Annotated in this window: 18 protein-coding genes and 1 pseudogene; 12 read left to right on the top strand and 7 right to left on the bottom strand. The window is 57.5% G+C overall.

The window, feature by feature from the left end; genetic code table 11:
* The 4 genes from IGS51_RS19720 to IGS51_RS19705 all read right to left on the bottom strand — a co-directional run.
* Window positions 1–1,214 (bottom strand): CHAT domain-containing protein (locus IGS51_RS19720; RefSeq protein ID WP_297080495.1); only part of this gene is annotated, 1,214 nt, incomplete at its 3' end.
* A 4-nt stretch (window positions 1,215–1,218) separates the two neighbouring features.
* Complete coding sequence (locus IGS51_RS19715; RefSeq protein ID WP_297080494.1) at window positions 1,219–2,184, bottom strand: DUF1822 family protein; 966 nt, start codon at window positions 2,182–2,184, stop codon at window positions 1,219–1,221.
* Window positions 2,185–2,211: 27 nt separating this feature from the next.
* Complete coding sequence (locus IGS51_RS19710) at window positions 2,212–2,859, bottom strand: sigma-70 family RNA polymerase sigma factor (RefSeq protein WP_367279386.1); 648 nt, start codon at window positions 2,857–2,859, stop codon at window positions 2,212–2,214.
* Window positions 2,860–3,069: 210 nt separating this feature from the next.
* Window positions 3,070–3,774 carry a phosphoribosylanthranilate isomerase gene (locus tag IGS51_RS19705; protein WP_367279385.1) on the bottom strand — a complete coding sequence of 235 codons (705 nt, stop codon included), beginning with the start codon at window positions 3,772–3,774 and terminating at the stop codon, window positions 3,070–3,072.
* A gap of 278 nt (window positions 3,775–4,052) precedes the next feature.
* On the opposite strand from IGS51_RS19705, the gene psaK reads away from it, so the two are divergent.
* From psaK to IGS51_RS19675, 6 genes and pseudogenes are all read left to right on the top strand, one after another.
* On the top strand, window positions 4,053–4,298 hold the full coding sequence (psaK, locus tag IGS51_RS19700) for a photosystem I reaction center subunit PsaK (RefSeq protein WP_216655357.1): 246 nt from the start codon (window positions 4,053–4,055) through the stop codon (window positions 4,296–4,298).
* A gap of 509 nt (window positions 4,299–4,807) precedes the next feature.
* Window positions 4,808–6,028, top strand: coding sequence for a site-2 protease family protein (locus IGS51_RS19695; protein WP_367279384.1), 1,221 nt, complete (start codon window positions 4,808–4,810; stop codon window positions 6,026–6,028).
* Window positions 6,029–6,441: 413 nt separating this feature from the next.
* Window positions 6,442–6,849, top strand: a pseudogene (locus tag IGS51_RS19690) (FHA domain-containing protein); the annotation flags it as partial.
* 163 nt (window positions 6,850–7,012) lie between these two features.
* The gene (gene purU / locus IGS51_RS19685; RefSeq protein WP_297080489.1) at window positions 7,013–7,867 is read left to right on the top strand and encodes a formyltetrahydrofolate deformylase; all 855 of its coding nucleotides are present in this window, start codon (window positions 7,013–7,015) and stop codon (window positions 7,865–7,867) included.
* Window positions 7,868–7,977: 110 nt separating this feature from the next.
* Window positions 7,978–9,096 carry a non-hydrolyzing UDP-N-acetylglucosamine 2-epimerase gene (wecB, locus tag IGS51_RS19680; protein ID WP_297080488.1) on the top strand — a complete coding sequence of 373 codons (1,119 nt, stop codon included), beginning with the start codon at window positions 7,978–7,980 and terminating at the stop codon, window positions 9,094–9,096.
* 206 nt (window positions 9,097–9,302) lie between these two features.
* Window positions 9,303–10,406, top strand: coding sequence for a metallophosphoesterase (locus tag IGS51_RS19675; protein ID WP_297080487.1), 1,104 nt, complete (start codon window positions 9,303–9,305; stop codon window positions 10,404–10,406).
* Between the two features lie 21 nt (window positions 10,407–10,427).
* Here IGS51_RS19675 and IGS51_RS19670 read toward each other — a convergent pair whose 3' ends face one another.
* From IGS51_RS19670 to rpmG, 3 genes are all read right to left on the bottom strand, one after another.
* Window positions 10,428–12,470 (bottom strand): ribonuclease catalytic domain-containing protein, encoded by a 2,043-nt coding sequence (locus IGS51_RS19670; RefSeq protein ID WP_297080486.1) that lies wholly within the window; start codon window positions 12,468–12,470, stop codon window positions 10,428–10,430.
* A gap of 139 nt (window positions 12,471–12,609) precedes the next feature.
* Window positions 12,610–12,825 carry a 30S ribosomal protein S18 gene (gene rpsR / locus IGS51_RS19665; RefSeq protein ID WP_068508773.1) on the bottom strand — a complete coding sequence of 72 codons (216 nt, stop codon included), beginning with the start codon at window positions 12,823–12,825 and terminating at the stop codon, window positions 12,610–12,612.
* A gap of 48 nt (window positions 12,826–12,873) precedes the next feature.
* Window positions 12,874–13,062: a 50S ribosomal protein L33 gene (rpmG, locus tag IGS51_RS19660; RefSeq protein ID WP_172353332.1), complete on the bottom strand. Its 189-nt coding sequence runs from the start codon at window positions 13,060–13,062 to the stop codon at window positions 12,874–12,876.
* A 225-nt stretch (window positions 13,063–13,287) separates the two neighbouring features.
* Here rpmG and glp point away from each other — a divergent pair, with 225 nt between their 5' ends.
* The 6 genes from glp to IGS51_RS19630 all read left to right on the top strand — a co-directional run bounded on the left by glp (window position 13,288) and on the right by IGS51_RS19630 (window position 20,555).
* Window positions 13,288–14,553: a gephyrin-like molybdotransferase Glp gene (gene glp, locus IGS51_RS19655; RefSeq protein ID WP_297080485.1), complete on the top strand. Its 1,266-nt coding sequence runs from the start codon at window positions 13,288–13,290 to the stop codon at window positions 14,551–14,553.
* A gap of 662 nt (window positions 14,554–15,215) precedes the next feature.
* Window positions 15,216–16,346 carry an RNA polymerase sigma factor RpoD gene (gene rpoD / locus IGS51_RS19650; RefSeq protein ID WP_297080484.1) on the top strand — a complete coding sequence of 377 codons (1,131 nt, stop codon included), beginning with the start codon at window positions 15,216–15,218 and terminating at the stop codon, window positions 16,344–16,346.
* Between the two features lie 392 nt (window positions 16,347–16,738).
* A complete protein-coding gene (locus IGS51_RS19645; RefSeq protein ID WP_297080483.1) occupies window positions 16,739–17,146 on the top strand; it encodes a DUF3110 domain-containing protein in 408 nt (135 codons plus the stop codon).
* Window positions 17,147–17,276: 130 nt separating this feature from the next.
* Entirely contained in the window at window positions 17,277–18,257 is a 981-nt protein-coding gene (gene murQ, locus IGS51_RS19640) for an N-acetylmuramic acid 6-phosphate etherase (protein ID WP_297080482.1), read from the top strand.
* 222 nt (window positions 18,258–18,479) lie between these two features.
* Window positions 18,480–20,003: a site-2 protease family protein gene (locus IGS51_RS19635; RefSeq protein ID WP_297080481.1), complete on the top strand. Its 1,524-nt coding sequence runs from the start codon at window positions 18,480–18,482 to the stop codon at window positions 20,001–20,003.
* 3 nt (window positions 20,004–20,006) lie between these two features.
* Window positions 20,007–20,555, top strand: coding sequence for a PIN domain-containing protein (locus IGS51_RS19630; protein WP_297080480.1), 549 nt, complete (start codon window positions 20,007–20,009; stop codon window positions 20,553–20,555).
* The last annotated feature ends 20 nt before the right edge of the window (window positions 20,556–20,575 follow it).

Raw genomic sequence — 20,575 nt, 5'->3', positions numbered from 1 at the left:
CAGACTTCGCGGCGATGCAGGCGGCGGCGGTGCAGACGAGTAGCGGCAACAGGAAGGGGACTAGGCGACTCTGCGGGTTTGGACAATCGCCCCAGGAGGGACTGCCAGGTGGGGGGAGGCTCTGCCGGATTTTGGCAAATGACGGGCAGCCAGGTGGCGCAGAGAAACTCGTTTTCCAAGACCTGGAGTTGCTCTCGCGCCCGCCGCACCGAGAGATAGAGCGACTCGCCCCGCACAAACGTTCGCAGGAAACTGGTGAGAAATTCCTGCGCCACCCGGTCGGGCACGGGTTCCCGCATCACCACCATTTGGGGAATGTGCAGGTCGGCCAGGGCGCGGGCCAGCCCCAGCCCGTCGCAGGAGTTGAAAATCGCTAGTTTGAGTCCCTGGGTGGCGGCGTTTCGCAGGGCATAATGCAACTCTTCGATCGTCAGGGAATCGCTGGGGTTGATGGCGATGCGCCCGGTGTCGCCGCCTGCTGAGTCTGCGGCCAGTTCGGTGGAACTGTGCCCCGCAAAAAACAGAATGTCCCAGGGCTGATCCCAGAGGCGATCGCTCAGTTCTTTGCGATCAGGCTCTACCAGAAAGGTCACGTCGGCCTGGGGCGACAGGTGCATCAGCAGCGTGCGATCGCCCTGCACGTCGATGCCCGCGCTGTTGCCCAAAATCGCCAAAATCCGCACCTTTCCCTTGGGCTTGGGGGGTTGCAGTACCCGCTGATAGGTGGGGGCGCTGAGGGCAATTTCCAGGTGGGAATGCTGCTCAAATAGCTCTAGCAGATGCCACGGCAGCCGTTGCAGCAGCCGATCTTCCGTCTGCACAATCAGCCGCACGGTGTCGGTCGGCGACAGCGCTGCAAACCAGGTTTCGCGCACCCGCCGAAAGGATTCTGCCCGCAGCCACTCATTCAGGCGATCGCGCAATTGCCGGGCCACCTGCTGACACGCCGCTCGACTCGCCGACCGCGACACATTTTTAATTTGATGGTCGGGCGCATTCAGTCGCGTGGCAATGCCCAACTGTCGATAGGCCGTTTGCCACTGTTGATATAACGCCACCACCTCCGGCGCGGGCGGCAGTTTCCCCACCACCTCGGTTGTCAGTTGCATCGCCAGCCCTGAGGCCGCGTCTGTCTCTTCGCCGACCTGGAGCGTCGCCGGAAACCCCTGCTCAAAGCTGCCTTCACCAAATCGCAGCGTTACTAATTTGTCCACGGCTCTAAATCAAAAATGCTTCTGTTGCGGTCGTGTCGCCCAAGGCAACTTGCACCCCAAAGGTTTCGCCAGAGACTCCGCTAAATTGCAGTTGCAGATAGTCTTCGAGCGTGGTGGACTGAGCCTCTAAAAAAACAGTGCCCGACTCGTCCAGAATGCGGAGATGTACGTTTGGCGGCAGGCTGGAAGTGCCAGGACTGGGATAAAGCTGGACGCAAATATCGGTCTGTCCAGGTTGGGTTGTGCTGAGGCTAAGTTCCATCACCAGCGGCAGCGAAACGCCCACCTCCACCAGTTTGGCGCGACGCACAGCGGCATTGCTAAGCTGCCGAAAGGCATAGGCGGGGCTGAGCTGCTCTGCACTCAGGACGGCATCCACTGCGCTCCAGCCTGCGTCGATCGCCCCTTGCAGCCATCGTCCCAACTGGTTGAGACTGCCTCCTGCCCGCGCCAGCGTCGTTGCAACCAGGGGATGCAGCAGCCGATCGAGATGATCCATCAAATCTTCAGGGGGCTGGAGATGAGCAGGATGCAGCGCTGGGCCGTCGTCCCCTGGTTCCAGGGTGGGGGTAAAGCCCAGAATGGAGGCCTCGCGCTGAGATGCGTCGATGTGAACCGCGACATACCCGATGCGATCGCCCCACACTTCGGGCGGCACTGGGCAGGGTGCGGATACATTTTGAACAGGGCGGCATTCTAGTCGGCCCGCACCAATGACTTCCAAATCGGCAACGTCGGCCGCAAGACGGGCGATCGCATTCCAGCTATCTCCCCGCTCCAGGTCGGTGTCGATGCCCATCATTTGTAAATAATCATTGACCACCCACACCGCCAGCGTATTGTGACGCACCTGTTCGGCTTTGGTCGGAGTTGGCTGCTGGCTGGCAAACTGCTGGGCAAGCTGTCGGGCCGCCTGCGGCAGGGGCAGCGTTAATGCGAAATCGTCAATCTCGGCGGTGTTGTATGTCATAGGGTCAGTCCTCGGGCAAGTCCTCCTTTACAGATATCCCTCGGACTCGCCAAATTTACGCAGCCGGGGCAAACACTGCCGCTGATAAAAACTACTCAGTGTGGAAATCGGCAGCCCAAATTCGGCTGAGATCTCTTCCCAGCTTGCTTCTGGCGGCAGCCGCCGCAGCAACAGCGCCTGACAGTTCACCTCCGGTCGCCCCTTGATGTGGGTTTTCACCAAATCGCCACTGCCGTCCGCTTCTACCCAGTCCCGCACGTCTTGCAAAATAGGCGGCACGTCGGGATTAGCCGCCAGGTTATCTACCGGATCAATCAGTTCCCCTGTCTCGCCAGAGCGCGAGGCCATACCCCGGACAGAGGCCCGCCGAGTTTCCTGCTCTCGACCTTGAATGTAAAAATCTTGCAGCCGCCGCTTCAGATAGGCACTCAACCAGGTCACCACGCTGCTCTGAGTGGGGTCGTATTTGCGGCCGGTCGTGGCTTCGCAGACGTTTTGGCAGAAATATACCCAGGTCTGCTGGAGCGCATCTTCGTAATAGGCGACATTCTCCCGCCACAGCTTGCGCGACGCCTGCCGGATCACCTTGGTCAAGGCCCGCTGACGCTGGGGGCTGCCAGGCGGGTGGCGACAGGCTTCGATGACCAGTTCTTGCAGTTCGTCCATCTCAGGGATCGGGGTTAAGGGCAGGGGCGGCAGCAAAAAAAAGCGAAGCCCAGCAGGTTCACATTAGCGCATAGGGGCAGCGTCTCAGTTGCCAGACACGCACCTAACCGATGAACCCACTACATAGAATGCTTTACTCGTATCACAGTTCTGAACGCGATAAAGTTCCAAATTCTATAGAGTTTGTTGCAGGAGTTTGTTGCAAGAGTTTGTTGCAGTTCACTCTCGGTTTTCTGGCGATCGCGCTCCGATGAAATCATCCTGAGTAGTAGACCCTGATTCCTGACGACCCAACTGGGCGATCGCCCCCATTAGCCGCTCGACCAGCCTCACATCCTTGTCGCCGGGGGAACGCTCCACGCTGCTAGAGAGGTCGATTCCGTGGGGATGGGCCGCTCTTAGCGCGTGCTGCACGTTGTCGGGCGTGAGGCCGCCAGCCAGCAGCCAGGGACAGCCAGGGTCAAAGTCCCGCAGCATTGCCCAGTCGAGGGTTGCGCCCGTGCCGCCGTAGAGGTGGGGATGGTAGGCATCGAGCAAGAGTGTGTCAATGTGGGGCGTGTAGCGGTGGGCCAGGTCGAGCGTCGCAGCATCACGCACCCGCAGCGCTTTGATGAGTTCGATGTGGGGCAAGGCCTCGCGCACCCGCTGGCAGTCGTCCGGCGACTCGTTGCCATGAAGCTGAACGGCAGTGAGTTGGGCGATCGCCACCACCTGCTGAATCTCTTCCAGGGTCGCATCCACAAACACGCCGACCCGATCCACCGGGGCTTCTGGCGGCAGCGCCTCAACGACTGCCCGAATCTGGGCTGGAGTCACATAGCGCGGCGACGCAGCCACGCAGATGAAGCCCAGTGCCGAAACGCCGAGTTGGGCGATCGCCCGTCCCTGGGCAGGCTGCGTAATGCCGCAGATTTTGACCCGCAGCGGCGCGGATCGCGCTAGGGAAAACTCAGCAAAAACGGACTCGGCGGGACTCTGCATAGTGTCTCTGCATAGTTTTGTATCGGTATTGCCCAGAACTGTTAACTCTTTCAACAAATTGTGTTTCGTCAAACCTGCCTCTCTAAAATCAGGAATGATTTTGCACTGCGTCTTGAGCGTTGCGTCTTGAGCGTTGCGTCTTGAGCGTCGTGCTTGAGATCGGCGAGTTCAAAAAAAGGGGAGATTTTACATTGTTTCACGTTGCGTTTCACACTGCACTCATCGCTACGGCGACAACGGCCCCTTGGTCGATTAACACCGCCATTGTCATGACGGCGGCGAACCTGTTTGCGATCGCCATCGGCTATTACGCCATCCAAAAGCGCGGCGTTGGCCCGGCGCTGCCCGTCGAGCTACCCGCCATGTTCACGGGCTTTGGCTTGCCAGAACTGCTGGCCACCATGAGCTTTGGCCACCTGCTGGGGGCTGGGTTTGTGCTGGGTCTGTCGAATGCAGGACTGCTCTAGCGCTGAGCCGCTCTAGTGCCCAACATCTCTACGGGCAGGAAACAAGGTGGCCCTGTTCAGGGAACATTCGCCGCCAGAGTCCTGCCTGTCCTCGTCCCGTATTTTTATGGCCCGTATTTTCAGGACTTGAGATTCCAAGACTTGAGATTTCAGGACTTGAGATTTCAGGACTTGATATTAGAAGCCATCCTCCAGGCTCATCTGTTTGCCAGGTCAGCCTAGTAGAATGAGAGCAAGCCTGACGGGACTGGCGCAAGTCTTAGCGGTTTACCGCAGTTGCAGAGAGTTGAACCAGTTGAACCAGAGGATTGGATTCAGAGAGTTGGATCAACGCCTGAAAGCTTTGCTGACTTGTCTCAAGCTTGCTTTCAGCCTGAATCTCGTCTACTCCTCTCGCGCAAGTGCTGCGGAGTCTTCACTCCCAACCCCTGCTATCAGCGTTAACGGTCTCCCAGGCAATGTCTTATCAGGCGGTGGGTTTTGCCGCCCCAGTGCAGCCAGGAGGGCAGATGAGGGCAGGTTGGCGAGTTGGCTCGATTTTTGGCATTCCACTGCTGGTTGACTCCTCATGGTTCCTGATCTTGGGGCTGTTTACCTATTCCAACAGCCTGATGTTGCAGCAAAGCCCAGGCTATCCAGCGGGCGTTGCCTGGATCACGGGACTGGGGCTGGCGCTGGCGCTGTTTGGGTCGGTGCTGCTGCATGAGTTGGGCCATAGCCTGACGGCGCGATCGCAGGGCATTGGGGTCAACTCCATCACGCTGTTTCTCTTTGGCGGCATCGCGTCCATCGACCGGGAATCCAAAACACCGGGGCAGATGTTTCAGGTGGCGATCGCCGGGCCAGCCGTCAGCTTCGCGCTATTTCTGCTGCTGGCTGGGGCAGCCCAAGTGCTTCCTACGGATACCCCCCTGCACCTCATTGCCACACGGCTTTCTGCCATCAACCTGGTGCTGGCGCTGTTTAACCTGATTCCGGGTCTGCCGCTGGATGGTGGACAAGTGCTGAAGGCGGCAGTATGGAAGCTGACGGGCAGCCGCATCCAGGGAATGCGCTGGGCCGCCCGATCGGGACAGGCGCTGGGCTGGTTTGGCATTGCGCTGGCGGTCATGGCCTACATCCAGTCTCCCGCAGGCAGCATCAACGCCATCTGGCTGGGGCTAATCGCTTGGTTTATCTTGAGCAATGCCCGCGCCTACAGCCGCGTTTCGGATGTGCAGGAGGCTGTGGGCAAGCTGACAGCGGCAGACGCGATGACCCGCGAGTTTCGCGTGGTCGATGCCGACCTCAGCCTGGAACGCTTCATCAGCGATTATGTGCAGCAGGAGGAAGCCTATCCACCGGCTTTCTATGCTGCGTCGGAGGGGCGCTATCGGGGCCAGGTCTTGGTCGAAGATGTGCAGCAGATCGAGCGCAGCCAGTGGAATCAGACGCTTCAGGAGATAGCTCATCCGCTTACAGAAATCCCTAGCGTTGCAGAAGCATCGCCCCTGTCAGATGCCATCAGCAAACTGGAAACCGAGACTTTGAAACGGATTACGGTCCTCTCTCCGGCCGGAGCAGTGGCGGGCGTGCTAGATCGGGGCGACATTGTGCGAGCAGTAGCCAAGCAGTTGAATGTGCCTGTGCCCGATGCGCTGATCACTCGCATTAAAGAAGAGGGCGTATACCCGCCAGGACTGCCGCTGCCTGCGATCGCCACGTCGCTGAATGAAGACCGAAACGGTTAAAAAAATCGTAACCAATAGAAACATACGGGGTCACTGTCCCTGATCTAGCAGCATCCCGCAGCATCCCTCAGAAAACCGCAGACTCTCCTGTGGCGTAATGGGTATGGCGATCGCCGCAGGTGTTGCTATATTAGTCTGTTGATACGGGTTGTCTAACGGAAACGTGCGATCGCCAGACTTGTGGCTACAGCGTTTGGCCGGCTTGTCTGTAGGTTGCTTCTACCGCTCTGTTATTACGGCACTCTCTTACACAGTTAGGTGCGCGATGTCCTCAAGAGGGCAAGGGTTTCGCAGCGTCTTGTCTATCGCACTAGCTTTAAGAAAGTTGTGGATAATTAACAGATTTGTTACGCCTTTGCAGGTTCGTTTTGTTTTCCATTTTTGTTTTCCATTGTTGAGCGAGTCATCGTTGCATGTCAGCATCGCACCCCAATCACCTGATCATCATCGAAGACAATAAGGGACGGCGAGAATACACGCTGGAGAGTGAGGTTTACTCGATCGGTCGAGACCCAACCTGCGATATCCGGCTCATTTCTCAATTTGTGTCTCGACACCATGCCACTCTGGTTCGCATGGTAGACGATCACGGTGGCTACTACTATCGCATCGTGGATGGCAACGGCAAAGGCAAAGCTAGCTCCAATGGTTTGCTGATTAACGGCAAAAAACTCGGTGCCCACGATCTGGAAAACCAGGACAAGGTGGTGTTTGGGCCCCAGGTTCAAGCCATCTACTACATGCTGAAGCGCGAGAATGTAGCAACTGTTCCGCCTGACGAGTTCGACATTACGCTGATCAGCCCCAATATGATTGACGAAGACAGTGAAGGGGGTGCAGGAGCGGTGGCGCTCCCCGAAGGCTTGGAAGACGACGAGCTAGAAGACAACGAGCTAGAAGACGACGAGCTAGAAGACGAACTGGAAACGGATGCGAGGTTTTCTTCAAGCTCCAGTCTGGCGGTCGAAGAGTAGTGCGGGATTCATGACCAGCCCCACTGCCATTCTTCTGGTGTCTTGCCCCGACCAGCCTGGACTTGTTGCCAAGGTTGCCAATTTTATCTACTCCAATGGTGGCAATATCATCCACGCGGATCAGCACACAGACGCTTCCGCTGGGCTGTTTCTCATGCGGATCGAGTGGCAACTGGATGGCTTTAACCTGCCGCGAGAGGTCATTAGCGTGGCCTGGCAGGCGATCGCCCAGCCGCTCAACGCCCAGTGGGAACTGCATTTTTCCGATGAAACGCCCCGCATTGCCATCTGGGTCAGCAAACAAGATCACTGCCTGTTTGACCTAATCTGGCGACAGCGGGCCGGCGAGTTTGCCGCAGAGATCCCGCTAATCATCAGCAATCATCCGAACCTGGGGGCGATCGCCCAGCAGTTTGGCATCGACTATCACCTCATCCCCATCACCCCCGACACCAAACCCCAGCAAGAAGCCAAGCAGCTTGAGCTACTGCGCCACCACCGCATCGATCTCGTCGTCCTAGCAAAATACATGCAGGTCTTGAGCGCCGACTTCATCGCCCAGTTTCCCCGCGTGATCAACATTCATCACTCCTTCCTGCCGGCCTTTGCCGGAGCCAACCCCTACCAGCGAGCCTACGAACGCGGCGTAAAAATCATCGGCGCAACGGCCCACTACGTCACCCAAGACCTAGACGAAGGCCCCATCATTGAGCAAGACGTGGTGCGCGTCAGCCATCGCGACCAAGTCACAGACCTCATCCGCAAAGGCAAAGACCTGGAACGCATCGTCCTCGCCCGCGCCGTCCGCTATCACCTGCAAAACCGCGTTCTTGTCTACGGCAACCGCACCGTCGTCTTCGCCTAGCCCTTCCTGCTTCATCTCCATTTCTCTGTCTTCAAGTTCTCTGCCTTAAAGTTCTCTGTCTTCAAGTTCTCTGTCTTTAAGTTCTCTGTCTTCAAACCCCAACCCCGCCAATGCCCCACCGCATCTGCATTATCCTTGGCACTCGCCCCGAAGCCATCAAGCTGGCCCCGGTGATTCAGCGGTTTCGGGCCAACCCCGCCTTTGACACCCAGGTCGTGCTGACCGGGCAGCACCGAGAAATGGTGGATCAGGTGATGCAGTTGTTTCACCTGACGGCCAATCGCGATCTTGCCATCATGCAGCCCCAGCAAAGCCTGACCGACATCACCTGTCTCAGCCTGCGCGGGCTGGAGGCGCTGTTTGCCGAACTCAACCCCCAAATGGTGCTGGTGCAGGGCGACACAACGACGGCCTTCGCGGCGGCTCTAGCGGCGTTTTATCAAAAAATTCCGGTGGGCCATGTCGAAGCAGGACTCCGCACAGACAACTTATTTAACCCCTTCCCAGAGGAAGCAAACCGCCGCCTCATTTCCCAAATTGCCCAGCTTAACTTTGCGCCCACAGAACTCGCCGTGCAGCATCTCCAGCAGTCGGGCGTAACGGGCGCAATTCACCAAACAGGCAACACGGTGATCGACGCGCTGCTGACCGTAGCCGCCCGCCATCCCGACTGTCCAGTTCCCAATCTGAATTGGGATCACTATCGCGTCTTGCTGGCAACGGTGCATCGCCGAGAAAACTGGGGTGCGCCACTCCAAGACATTGCCCAGGGGTTTCTGGCAGTGCTGGACAAATTTCCCGACACGGCGCTGCTGCTGCCGCTGCACCGCAACCCAACCGTGCGGGAACCGCTGACGGCGCTGCTGGGCGACCATCCCCGCGTCTATCTGACAGAACCCCTAGACTATGCAGAACTGGTGGGCGCAATCCAGCGGTGCTATTTGCTGCTGACGGATTCCGGCGGTATTCAGGAGGAGGCCCCCAGTTTGGGCAAGCCGGTGCTGGTGCTGCGGGAAACCACCGAGCGCCCCGAAGCCGTGACCGCCGGAACAGCGCGGCTGATTGGCACGCGGCCGGATGATATTCTGGCGGCGGCCGCCAGTCTGCTAGGCAGTGCCGAGGCCTACAGCGCCATGGCTAATGCGGTCAATCCTTTTGGGGACGGGCGGGCCGCCGAACGGATCGAAGCCATCGTGCAGGACTACTTTCGCAGGACGACTGTTGCGTAGAGCAGCCCGTCTAGGACTAGGAAATGAACCGCTGAATCTGAACCGTTGAAATCTGAACCGTTGAAATCTGAACCGTTGAATCACGTTTCGCGAGCATAGGGCGCAAAAATCCCTCGGCGGGAAATTTGCAATCGAAAATCATTCAACGACAGAAGTCCTGCCCGATTAGGATGGAAGGGAGATTTCGCTTTTTTCCCGATTCCTCCATGACCTCTCGCTTTCGCTTTGCTGTCATCAGCGATCCCCATATCGCGCTGCCGCACACGATTTGGGACAATCCCCATCGGTTTCATCTGGTCGAAGTCAGCGTTCCGGCGCTGGAGCAAGTTTTGGCAGCGCTGGCAACAGCCGATCTGGATTTTTTGCTGCTGCCGGGTGATCTAACCCAGCATGGGGAATGGGAAAACCACCAGTGGCTTGTGCAGCGGCTGGGGCAATTGCCCTATCCGGTTTACGTCGTGCCGGGAAACCACGACATCATTGCGCGGGATGCGGAGAAACGAGCGATTGGGCTGTCTGATTTTCCGCAGCTTTATCAGCCGTTTGGGTACACGGGCGATCGCCCCTATTACGCCCGCGAAATCTTGCCAGGAGTACGGCTGATTGGGCTGAACTCGATTGCCTTTGATGAAAACGGTGTGCAGTTACCAACGGGCTGGCTGGATGAGGCACAGTTGCGCTGGCTGGCAGAAACGCTAGACACCGTGGGCGATGATCTGGTGCTGGTAATGGTGCATCACAACGTGCTGGAGCATTTGCCGGGCCAGGCTCGCCACGGAATGGGCCAGCGCTACATGCTGCAAAATGCGGCTGATTTGTTGGAGATCTTGGAGCCTGCGGGAGTGCGGCTGATTTTCACGGGGCATCTGCATGTGCAAGACGTGGCGCAGCACCGGGAGTTTTGCGAAATCACCACAGGTTCGCTGGTCAGCTATCCCCATCCCTATCGGGTGCTGGTGGCAACTCAGAACGACCAGGGATTTTGGCAAATTGAGGTAGACACGACTCGCGTCGAAGCTGTATCTGGCTGGGACGACTTGCAGACCTATTCGCGAGACTGGATGGGCGATCGCTCTTTTTCTTTTATGCATCGCCTGCTGACGCTGCCGCCCCTGGCGCTAGCCGATGCCGAAGCCAGGGCGATCGCCCCCCACCTGCGCCATTTCTGGGCAGACATTGCTCAAGGCGATGCCTGGTTCGACTTTCACCACCTGCCGCCTGCGGTTCGTCAGTTTCTCCACCGCTTTAGCGCATTGGATGCCAGCGGAAACTATTGCCCAATTGATAACCAAGCTCTGCTGCGAATTTGAGCCATTCTTTCGGACAGGAAATCAAGAGGCAGCCTGGGGAACAGCCTGATCGATTTCCACGAACTGGATCAGATCGCGGCGCGGATCGACATAGGACACTTTCACATCGAGGCGATCGCCCACTTCCACAGTTCGGCTAAAGCGCATCGCCATCTCCAGTCCCAAATCTTCTAGCAGCACCAGCCCAAAGTTTTCATGCTCTCGCAGCCAGCGCAGCACCAGCGCCGGCCAGACCTCGTTTGCATTGCGCCGCAGGTATTCCAGGCTCCAGTAGCGATTCGTCTGGCGCTCGACCTGCACCATTTCGTAAGTCGTGGAACCGATGCCTTGCAGCAGTTCCGTCATTTCCTCTGGCGAAAAGGGTAGCGGGTCGCCCTGCAAATGCGCCTTGATCTGAAAGTGAGCCAGCAAATCGGCGTAGCGGCGAATCGGCGATGTCACCTGCACATAGACTTCCAGCCCCAGACCCGCGTGGCGGATCGGAGTCACGCCCATTTCACTGCGCTTCATGCAGCGACGAACCGCACAGCCCCGCACCGGCCCCGGTGGCAACAGCATTAATTCCTCTTCGGGCGGGAGTTCGGGCTGTTCCTGTCCCCGAAACGGCAGCGGCAGGCCATGCGCCTCGCCATAGCGCCCAGCCACCTCGCCCGCCAGGATCATCATTTCTGACACCAGAATTCGAGAAGCGGATTCTTCAAACACGTCAATCCGAATTTCGTCGTCTTCGGTCACTTTGATGGACGATTCTGGCATTTGAATGCTGATCGCGCCCTGCTGCATCCGCCAGCGCTGCCGCTGACTTGCCGTTTGAAACAAAATCTCTAGCTCTGGTTCCGCCTGGATGCCCAGTTGCAGCATCTCATCTACGTCGTCATAGGTCAGGCGATAGGTGGGCTTGATGAGCGTCGGGTGCATTTCGTAGGACTGGATTGCGCCATCCGCAGCCACCAACACCCCAAAACTAAAGGCATGACACAACTGCCCCTGCACTAGGCTCATCGGCCCGGTGGCTAGCTCTGGCGGAAACATGGGGGTCATGCCCGTCGGCAAATACAACGTAATGCAGCGCCGCCGCGCTTCCAGATCAAGCGCATCGCCAGGTGTGAGCCAGCGGCTAGGGTCGGCAATGTGAACCCAGATGCGGTGCTGTCCGTCGGGCAAAAACTCGACGCTCAGACCATCGTCGATTTCCCGCGTGCTTTCGTCGTCAATGGTATAGACCTTGAGGTGAGTCAGGTCTAGGCGATCGCGGCTAGAGTCGGCGGGCGGGTCAATAAGACAGCGTTGGGCCACTTCAAGGACTCGGCTAGGGAACTGGATTGGAATCTGGCTGCGCCGTAGAAACAAATTCTCGTGAGGATGCCAGAGCCGCAGATCCACCAAAAGCTGAAAGGCTTCTTCCGGCGTTTCAGGACGACCTAGCGCCGATAAAACCTCCAGCGCTGGGGTGCGGTGGCTGGCTTCTTCTCCTAGCGTAGCAAACCGCTCCAAGGCTTCTAGCCAGGGGCGATCGCCCGCTGCCCATTCCAGCGATTCGCCCGCCAAAACCTGGCGCAATCTTGCCAAAAAACCTTTCCACTCCTGCTGCCGCTGGAGCGTGACCGAAAGCTGATGCTTGAGTTCCTTTACCTGCGCTGCGGGACGCGGCTCGTAGTGATCGCCCTTCTGCTTGAAATAGAGGCGATCGTCCGACAGCAGACAGTGGGCAGCATACTGCAAAGGGGGGCTGTCATCGGAAAACAGCAGCCGCGCCATTCCCGCTGGGTCAACCGTTTCCCCATCCTCCATCAGCAATTCCCACGCCACTTCCAGGCTGTCGGGATCAAGGTAGGGCTGCACCTCTTTCAGAAAGGCGCTAATTTCAGACGGCTTATAGGTTTGATTCGCAACAGTGTACGTGATGTCGCGGGGATGCAGCGTATGAGCCTGGCCTCGTTCATCGATCACCACCCACAGCTTTTTTCCCTCTGGGCGATCGACCACGGCCAAACGACGCGGCCGAGTAGCCCCCGCTCCGCCCTCGCCGCTCGGCCGAAATTCAACTAATGTTCCCTTGTCCATAGCACCGTGGAATCAGGGGATGACGATGTTAAGGTGCGATCCAGTGTCTACAGGAAAGTATCCTGGGCAGCCCCAATCAGGCCTCAATCACATAGCCTCAATGACACAGATTGAGGGCGATCGCCCAAAGCCGAAACGCCTAGCCTTCCTGGTTCACAAACGGCAGCAGCGCCAGCAGTCGGGCCCGCTTGATGGACTGAGTGAGGTCGCGCTGTTGCTTTGCCGTTAGCCCGGTGATGCGGCGAGGCAAAATCTTGCCGCGCTCGGTGATGAACTTACGCAGCAGTTCTACATCTTTATAATCGATGGGATCTCCGGGCTTGATGGGAGACACGCGACGGCGGTAGTAGGTCATAGGAATTGGGATTCGGAGTTGTAGATATCTAGATAGAAGAGAGGGAGACTACTTAATCTCTTTGTGAACCGTGTGCTTGTTGCAATGCGGACAAAACTTATTCAGCTCGATCCGATTGGTGGTGTTCCGACGGTTTTTGGTGGTGGTGTAGCGTGACACTCCGGGCGATCGCTTGTCCGGATTGGTGCGGCACTCAGTACACTCCAGCGTAATAATGACACGAACGCCCTTAGCCATAGCGAGTCCAGTCCTGCTGAGTCAGTAATTAAACACAAACCCTTATTTTTTCATATCAAGGGCAAGATCGACAACTCTTTAGCGAGAGTTAGACAAGAATTTTTAGAGCCGAACCCAGAATTTGCCGAACCTGACCTGTCCTCAGCGTGCTGGTAGATGGTGTAGCTTAAGCATCACCGGGTTTACCAAACCTGGAACCCTAAACCTGCCCCTCCCTCGACCTTCATGCTACCTGTCCTCGAAGCCGAAACGCGAATTCTCAGCCTGACGCACCCTCTAAATCCTCAAGATGACCTGGAGTGGGTGCCGCTATCGGCCACAGCAGGGCGCATTCTGGCGCAGCCCGTCAGCAGCCAGCTGGATTTTCCCCATTGGGACAATTCGGCAATGGACGGCTATGCCGTGCGGCAGGCGGATGTGGCCACCAGTTGCCCTGATGCGCCAACTGCCCTGACGGTGGTGGAGGAGATCCCAGCAGGATATCAGCCACAGCAGACCATCCAGCCAGGGCAGGCGGCGCGAATTTTGACCGGGGCCATGATGCCGCCGGGAGCCGATGCAGTGGTGATGCAGGAAGAAACGCGGCGAGAGGGCGATCGCGTCTATATTCTCTCTGCGCCCACGCCGCAGCAGTTTGTTCGCCGTCGGGGCGAGTTTTATCGGGCGGGCGATCGCCTCTTGCCTGCGGGAGTTCGGCTGGGGGCAGCAGAAATCGCCGTGCTGGCGGCGGCCCAGTGTGTAACGATTCCGGTCTATCGACGGCTACGGGTGGCCATTTTGTCTACGGGTGACGAACTGGTGTCGCCCGATCAGCCGCTCCGTCCGGGGCAAATTGTCGATTCCAACCAGTATGCGCTGGCGGCGCTGGTGGCCGAAGCCGGAGCCGAGCCGCTGATGCTGGGCATCGTTCCCGACCAGCCAGACGCTTTGCAAACGGCGATCGCCCAGGCAGTGTCCACGGCCGATGTGGTGCTGTCTTCCGGCGGCGTGTCGGTGGGCGACTATGACTATGTGGATCGCCTGCTGGAGGCTCTCGGAGCTACGATCCACATCCGGGCGATCGCCATCAAACCCGGCAAGCCCCTCACCTTTGCAACGTTTAAGGCTTCCCAATCCCACCCCCCGACGGCCTACTTTGGCTTGCCGGGAAATCCGGTGTCTGCGCTGGTCACTTTTTGGCGGTTTGTGCTGCCTGCACTGCGGAAACAGGCGGGACTGTCGGCGGGCTGGGGGCCGGCGTGGATCTGGGGGCGATCGCTTCACGACCTGAAGGCAGATGGTAAGCGCGAAACCTACCTCTGGGGGACGCTGCGTGTGACAGAAGAGGGTCATGAGTTTTCCCAATCACCCGGCAGCTTTAGTTCTGGAAATCTCATCAATCTGGCCCAGACCAACGCCCTGGCACAAGTGCCCGTGGGACAAACCCGGATTCTCGCAGGCACTCCAATTCGGCTGATGCAGACGGGTGGAGGGGTGATCGCCTTTCCCTGAGCCACGTCAGCAGTTCCAGACTTTGGCGGAGCAGAAAGTATTTCTAAAAGGGAAACAGAATCCCCCTAATCTGTTTTCAGCCGTGCTTTCCGTCATCCGGAGTGCCAGATCCCAATTCCGCACATTGGCGGAGCAGGTTACGCTTTTTCCCCGGCCGGTTCAAACGGTAAAGCTCGTTACGCTGGAGTCACCCCTGAGGAAAATTCAAAATATAGCTGGCACATTCCGCCATCTATGGCTAGAGTATTGATCTGATTCGGAATATCCAAACTTCTGAATCAGACTTCAGCAACACCCTTGGGTGGGGCTTATCAGGTTTCTATGACCAAAGCGGGGTTGAGGCGTGCAAGTTTTGTGAGAAAGGCTACAATCAGGGAGTCTTGCAGTTAAAGTCTTGCAACTTGAGTCTTGCAACTTAAGATTCCTGAGTTTGTTGCTAAGCCTCAACTAAGGCAAATTGGGAATGGGCAGGTTTGGGAAAGGCGCGTGCCGTAGGGCAGCAGAATTTGGAATTCATTGGCCTTCTCCCTCGGTTTCCTCCATTGCTTAGGTCTAGATGGATTGCTAGCTTATCTAGAAACCGTCACTATTTCATTTCATTCATTACCTTCTGGCTTGACCAGTTTTTTGACCTTTGACATAAGGAGCATGAGGAGCGCGGCATGACCCAGGCGAATGACGTACTCGAAACTGTTGACCCAACCGAGACTGATTTTGAATTCGTCGATGAGGGTGACGACGGGCGTGAGGATGTCTTTGATATCCAGCCGGAAGATGAAGCTGAGGAAGACGACGAGAAGCCAGCAAAAGGTCGCTCTCGCCGCCGGACTCAAGTCAAAAAGAAGCATTACACCGAAGACTCCATTCGTCTCTACCTTCAAGAAATCGGCCGCATTCGCCTGCTGCGGGCTGATGAGGAGATCGAGCTAGCTCGGAAGATTGCAGATTTGCTGGAGCTAGAGCGCGTTCGGGAGCGGCTGGTGCAAGACTTGGCCCGCGAACCCAAGCACGCCGAATGGGCAAATGCTGTTGAGATGGAGTTGCCTGCATTCCGCCATCGTCTTCACGTCGGACGACGTGCTAAGGACAAGATGGTGCAGTCCAACTTGCGACTGGTGGTGTCCATCGCCAAGAAGTATATGAATCGGGGCCTGTCTTTCCAGGACTTGATTCAGGAAGGCAGTTTGGGTCTGATTCGGGCGGCTGAAAAGTTTGACCACGAAAAGGGCTACAAGTTCTCGACCTACGCTACCTGGTGGATTCGTCAGGCCATTACGCGGGCGATCGCCGATCAGTCTCGCACCATCCGCCTTCCGGTTCACCTCTACGAAACGATTTCTCGCATCAAGAAGACGACTAAACTACTGTCTCAGGAAATGGGCCGCAAGCCAACTGAAGAAGAAATCGCTACTCGTATGGAAATGACCATCGAGAAGCTGCGGTTCATTGCCAAGTCTGCTCAACTGCCGATTTCGCTGGAAACGCCGATTGGCAAAGAGGAAGATTCTCGCTTGGGTGACTTTATCGAATCGGACGGCGAAACGCCTGAAGATCAGGTTTCCAAGAGCCTGCTGCGGGAGGATCTGGAAGGCGTGCTAAGTACCCTCAGCCCGCGTGAGCGTGACGTGCTGCGTCTGCGGTACGGCTTGGATGACGGTCGCATGAAGACGCTGGAAGAGATCGGGCAGATCTTTAACGTAACCCGTGAGCGGATTCGTCAGATCGAGGCAAAGGCCCTCCGCAAGCTGCGTCATCCCAACCGCAACAGCGTGCTGAAGGAATATATTCGCTAGGCAGTGTCTTAGAGCTTTCTAGGTCGTTGATTGCCTTGAGTCGATCCCCCTAAATTCCCCTTAATAAGGGGGACTTTCGGAGTGGTTCGGCTCTGTTTCCCCCTTTTTTAGGGGGGCTAGGGGGGATCGAAGGGCTTTAAAACGCGCCCTAAGATCATCCGCGCCTTGTCGGTGAGTCAAAGCGCTAAAAAACTGATATGCAAGGGCTGACATTATTGTGTCGGCTCTTTTTTGCTTTTTTGTCGTTCGGCAAACAGAGTCTAGAGTCGGGAAAGCTGGGTAAATGAGTGCTGGACTGACCATCCGAGCATAGGATAGATCCAGGATTTACGCGCTGCGTCGATTCTGAACCCATCGTTTGTTTTTTCAGATCTCTGTTTTTTCAGATCTCCATGCAAGTTTACGTTTTGCTATTCAACGCCGGAACAGAGAATGAGGGTATCCACACGCTCAAAATCCAGGAGGGCGATCGCAACGTGGTGCTGATGTTTGAGTCGGAAGACGACGCGACGCGCTACGGGCTGATGTTAGAAGCGCAGGATTTCCTCAGTCCAGCGGTGGAATGCTTTGAGTCGGAAGAAATCGAGGAATTCTGCGAAGGGGCGCATTACGAATGTGTGCTAGTTCCCGAAGGGACGCTGGCGCTGCCGCCAGAGACGAATGTGGAAGAACTGGACTGGAATCCGGAAGACGACGGGCGATCGCCCCATCCCAAGTCCCCCGATTCCGACACGCCGTTAAGCACCCTCTCCGATGCTGAGCTAGAGCGGATTCGACGGCAGCTTGAGGGCCTGCTGTAGCAGGGGACATTGAGCGGCCCGAGATAAGCGGTTTACGAGCTTCGGTTAATTCGCCTCCGTCGGTGAGGCTTGGTGAATTCGCCTCGGCGATCGCCCGTTATTTGCTGAACGTTTGTTTGAGTTTGCTGATATGACCGATTCCCCACCCCCCCAAAGTATTCCATCTGGCGATTGTATTCCGTCTGGCGATTCACAAAGCGATCCCTACGGAAATCGCGGTCACCTGCTGACCGAGCAGGCCAACCCCGCCAGCCACTCCCTCGATCAGCTCAGCACGGGCGAGATCGTAGACCTGTTTAACCAAGAAGATGCGCGGGCGATCGCCGCTGTAGCTGGGGCACGAGAAGCGCTAGCAGCAGCAATTGACTGTGCGGCGGCGCGGCTACGACAGGGCGGGCGGCTGTTTTATGTGGGCGCGGGCACGAGTGGACGACTGGGCGTGCTGGATGCGGCGGAGTGTCCGCCCACGTTTTGCACCCCGCCGGAGCTAGTTCAGGGCATCATCGCAGGGGGAGCAGGGGCGCTGGTTCGTAGTTCCGAAGACCTGGAAGATCGGGCGGAAGATGGCGCAGCGGCGATCGCCCATTACCAGATTCACGCCCAGGATGTGGTCGTGGGCATTACCGCAGGCGGCACCACGCCCTACGTCCACGGCGCACTCCGGGCAGCCCGACAGCGGGGCGCGGCCACGGTATTTTTGGCCTGCGTCCCTGCGGAACAGGTCAGCGCAGAAGTGGATATCGACATTCGCCTGATCACCGGGCCCGAAATTCTGGCTGGCTCAACCCGACTGAAGGCGGGCACGGCCACCAAACTGGCGCTGAATATCCTCTCGACGGGCGTAATGGTGAAGTTGGGCAAGGTCTACGGCAATCGCATGGTGGACGTGGCAGTGACCAACAAAAAGCTGCACGACCGGGCCCTGCGGATTCTCACTGATCTCACGGGGCTGAGCCGTCCCGACGCGGCGCTGCTGCTGGAGAACAGCGGTCGTCGCGTGAAGTTGGCGCTGCTGATGCACTGGGCGGGCGTAGATGCTGAAACGGGCGATCGCCTGCTGATGGAGCATGGCGGAAATTTACGGATGGCGGTGGCGAGTGTAGCGGAGTGAAAGTGGGTTGCGGGTCAGGAGGATGCCGCATGTTTTGAGCGGGTGAGAAACGCGCCACCGTGAAGAGAGCCGCCGTGAAGAGACAGGGGTTTCTTGCCAGTCCGCGTCGCTCACTCGCTTCAAAAACGCTGTAGGGTGATTAAATAAGCAAAATCGCCTAGCAAAATTGCTTAGTAAAATCGCTAGTTGAGCGTTCTATCCCTCATTCCTAAAAATCTGAAAATGCCTCTCACTGCGCTTATTCTGACGGCGGCGATCGCCATCCTCGGCTGGGGCTTTTATCGCGCTCGTCCGATGGGACAGGTCGGCATTCTGGCCTGGCTGCAATCTCTGGTGCTGATGCTGCCCTGGCTGCTGTTTTTTGGGCTATTCACTGTCGGCGTGTATCTTAATCTGGCGGCGGTGCTGCTGCTGATCGTGGCTTCTACGGGACTCTACATTTTTCTGGGACGACGGCTGCGAACCCTGGCAGCAGAGCAAAAGCGGGCACAGGGCGAGGCAAATACCGCCGCAGAAGCGCGATCGCCCCACCTCTCCTCAGCCCCCGCAGAATCCTCCCGCACTGACGAGGATGCCCAGGCCACGACCGCTGAACCCCAAGCGCCCCCTTCCGCAACGGACACTGCCGAACCCGCCAAACTCCCCCCAGAAGACCTGGCCGCTATCCGCGAGATTTTCGGCATCGACACGTTTTTTGCGACGGAAACTGTGCCCTATTTAGACGGCGCAATTTTTAAGGGAAACCTCCGGGGTGAGGTCGCAGAGAGCCATGCAAAGCTGTCGGAACGACTGAAGGCGCGAGTGGGCGATCGCTATCGGCTGTTTTTGCTGAGCGGGCCCGATGATCGCCCCACAGTAGTAGTTCTCCCGGCTACGGCCGATCCAAGCCCCACAACCCCGCTCCAGTTTGGGCTGGCGGGTGTGTTGGCGATCGCCACGGTTCTCACCTGTTTAGAAACCGCTGGACTGCTGCAAAGCTTTGACCTATTTGCAGACTGGTCAAAGTTTAGGCAAGCCCTCCCCATCGCGCTGGGGCTACTGCTCATCCTTGGGGTTCACGAACTCGGTCATCGTGTCGTAGCCCGTCGGTTGGGAATCCACCTCGGCCCGCCGTTCTTCATTCCCGCGCTCCAACTCGGCTCCTTTGGCAGCATCACCCGATTTGCCTCGCTGCTGCCCAATCGCAAAGCCCTATTCGATATTGCTGTGGCTGGCCCGCTGGCAGGCGGTCTGCTCTCGTTTACAATCCTGATTCTTGGTCTATCATTATCCCATCAGGGTAGCGTCTTTCAAATTCCATCCCAGTTCTTCCAGGGTTCCATCCTGGTGGGCACGCTGGCACGAGTCGTTCTGGGCACAACCCTTCAGCAATCTCTGGTAGATGTACATCCGCTAGTGATCGTTGGATGGATCGGGCTGGTGATCACGGCAATTAACCTGATGCCTGCTGGGCAACTGGATGGCGGTCGCATTGTGCAGTCGATCTACGGGCGCAAAACGGCTGGACGCGCTACAGTAGCAACCTTGGTGTTGCTGGGCTTAGTGTCTCTCACAAACCCCCTGGCGCTGTATTGGGCCGTGCTGATTTTGTTTTTGCAACGCGAGCTAGAGCGCCCCGCCCTCGAGGATCTATCGGAACCGGATGATGCGCGGGCGGCATTGGGTTTGCTGGTTTTGTTTTTAATGGCAGCAACATTGCTGCCCCTTACGCCAGGATTGGCAGGTCGTCTGGGCATTGGAGGCTAACGCATGTCATTGACCCCCCCAGTTTTGCTGGTTCTCGATATTAGTGCGCTGGCCAGCAGCACTCCCAAGGAGTGGATTGAGTTTTCGCGCATTGGCTCTACGTATATTCCTCAGGCCGTCTATGAGGAAATGAAGCTGCTGTTCGATCGCTCTCCTGATCCTGATCTGGAGGAGCTTTGCAAATCTTTCAATCATTTTTATCCCTATAGCGGCTGGACGATTACTGAAGCCCACGCACACCATCCGTCGCTGGCAGCGGCCGGACAGGCGCTGACTCGACGGGCCCGCATTACCCTGGCCTCTGCCCGCTGCGCCTATGCTTTGGCGCTGTCTTCGCCGGGGCATTTGGCGGTGCTGGTCACGAATGATCAATCATCGCTTCAGCGGATCTATCAGTTGCCTTCGACCAATTTATGCGCGATCCGCACATCGGAGTTGCTGCAATGGTGTCGGGCAGGGCAACGTCCGGTGATGGTCAGCCAGAAGATGCAGCAGCTTCGGGCAACCAGTGGGGTCGCGGCCGCAGTGACCACGAACAGTGGCTCTGGGTGAACCAGCCCGACCCGAGTTCA

The sequence above is a fragment of the Thermoleptolyngbya sp. M55_K2018_002 genome (genome assembly GCF_015295965.1).
Lineage (GTDB): Bacteria > Cyanobacteriota > Cyanobacteriia > Elainellales > Elainellaceae > Thermoleptolyngbya > Thermoleptolyngbya sichuanensis.
This window is presented reverse-complemented; position numbering and strand designations above follow the sequence as displayed.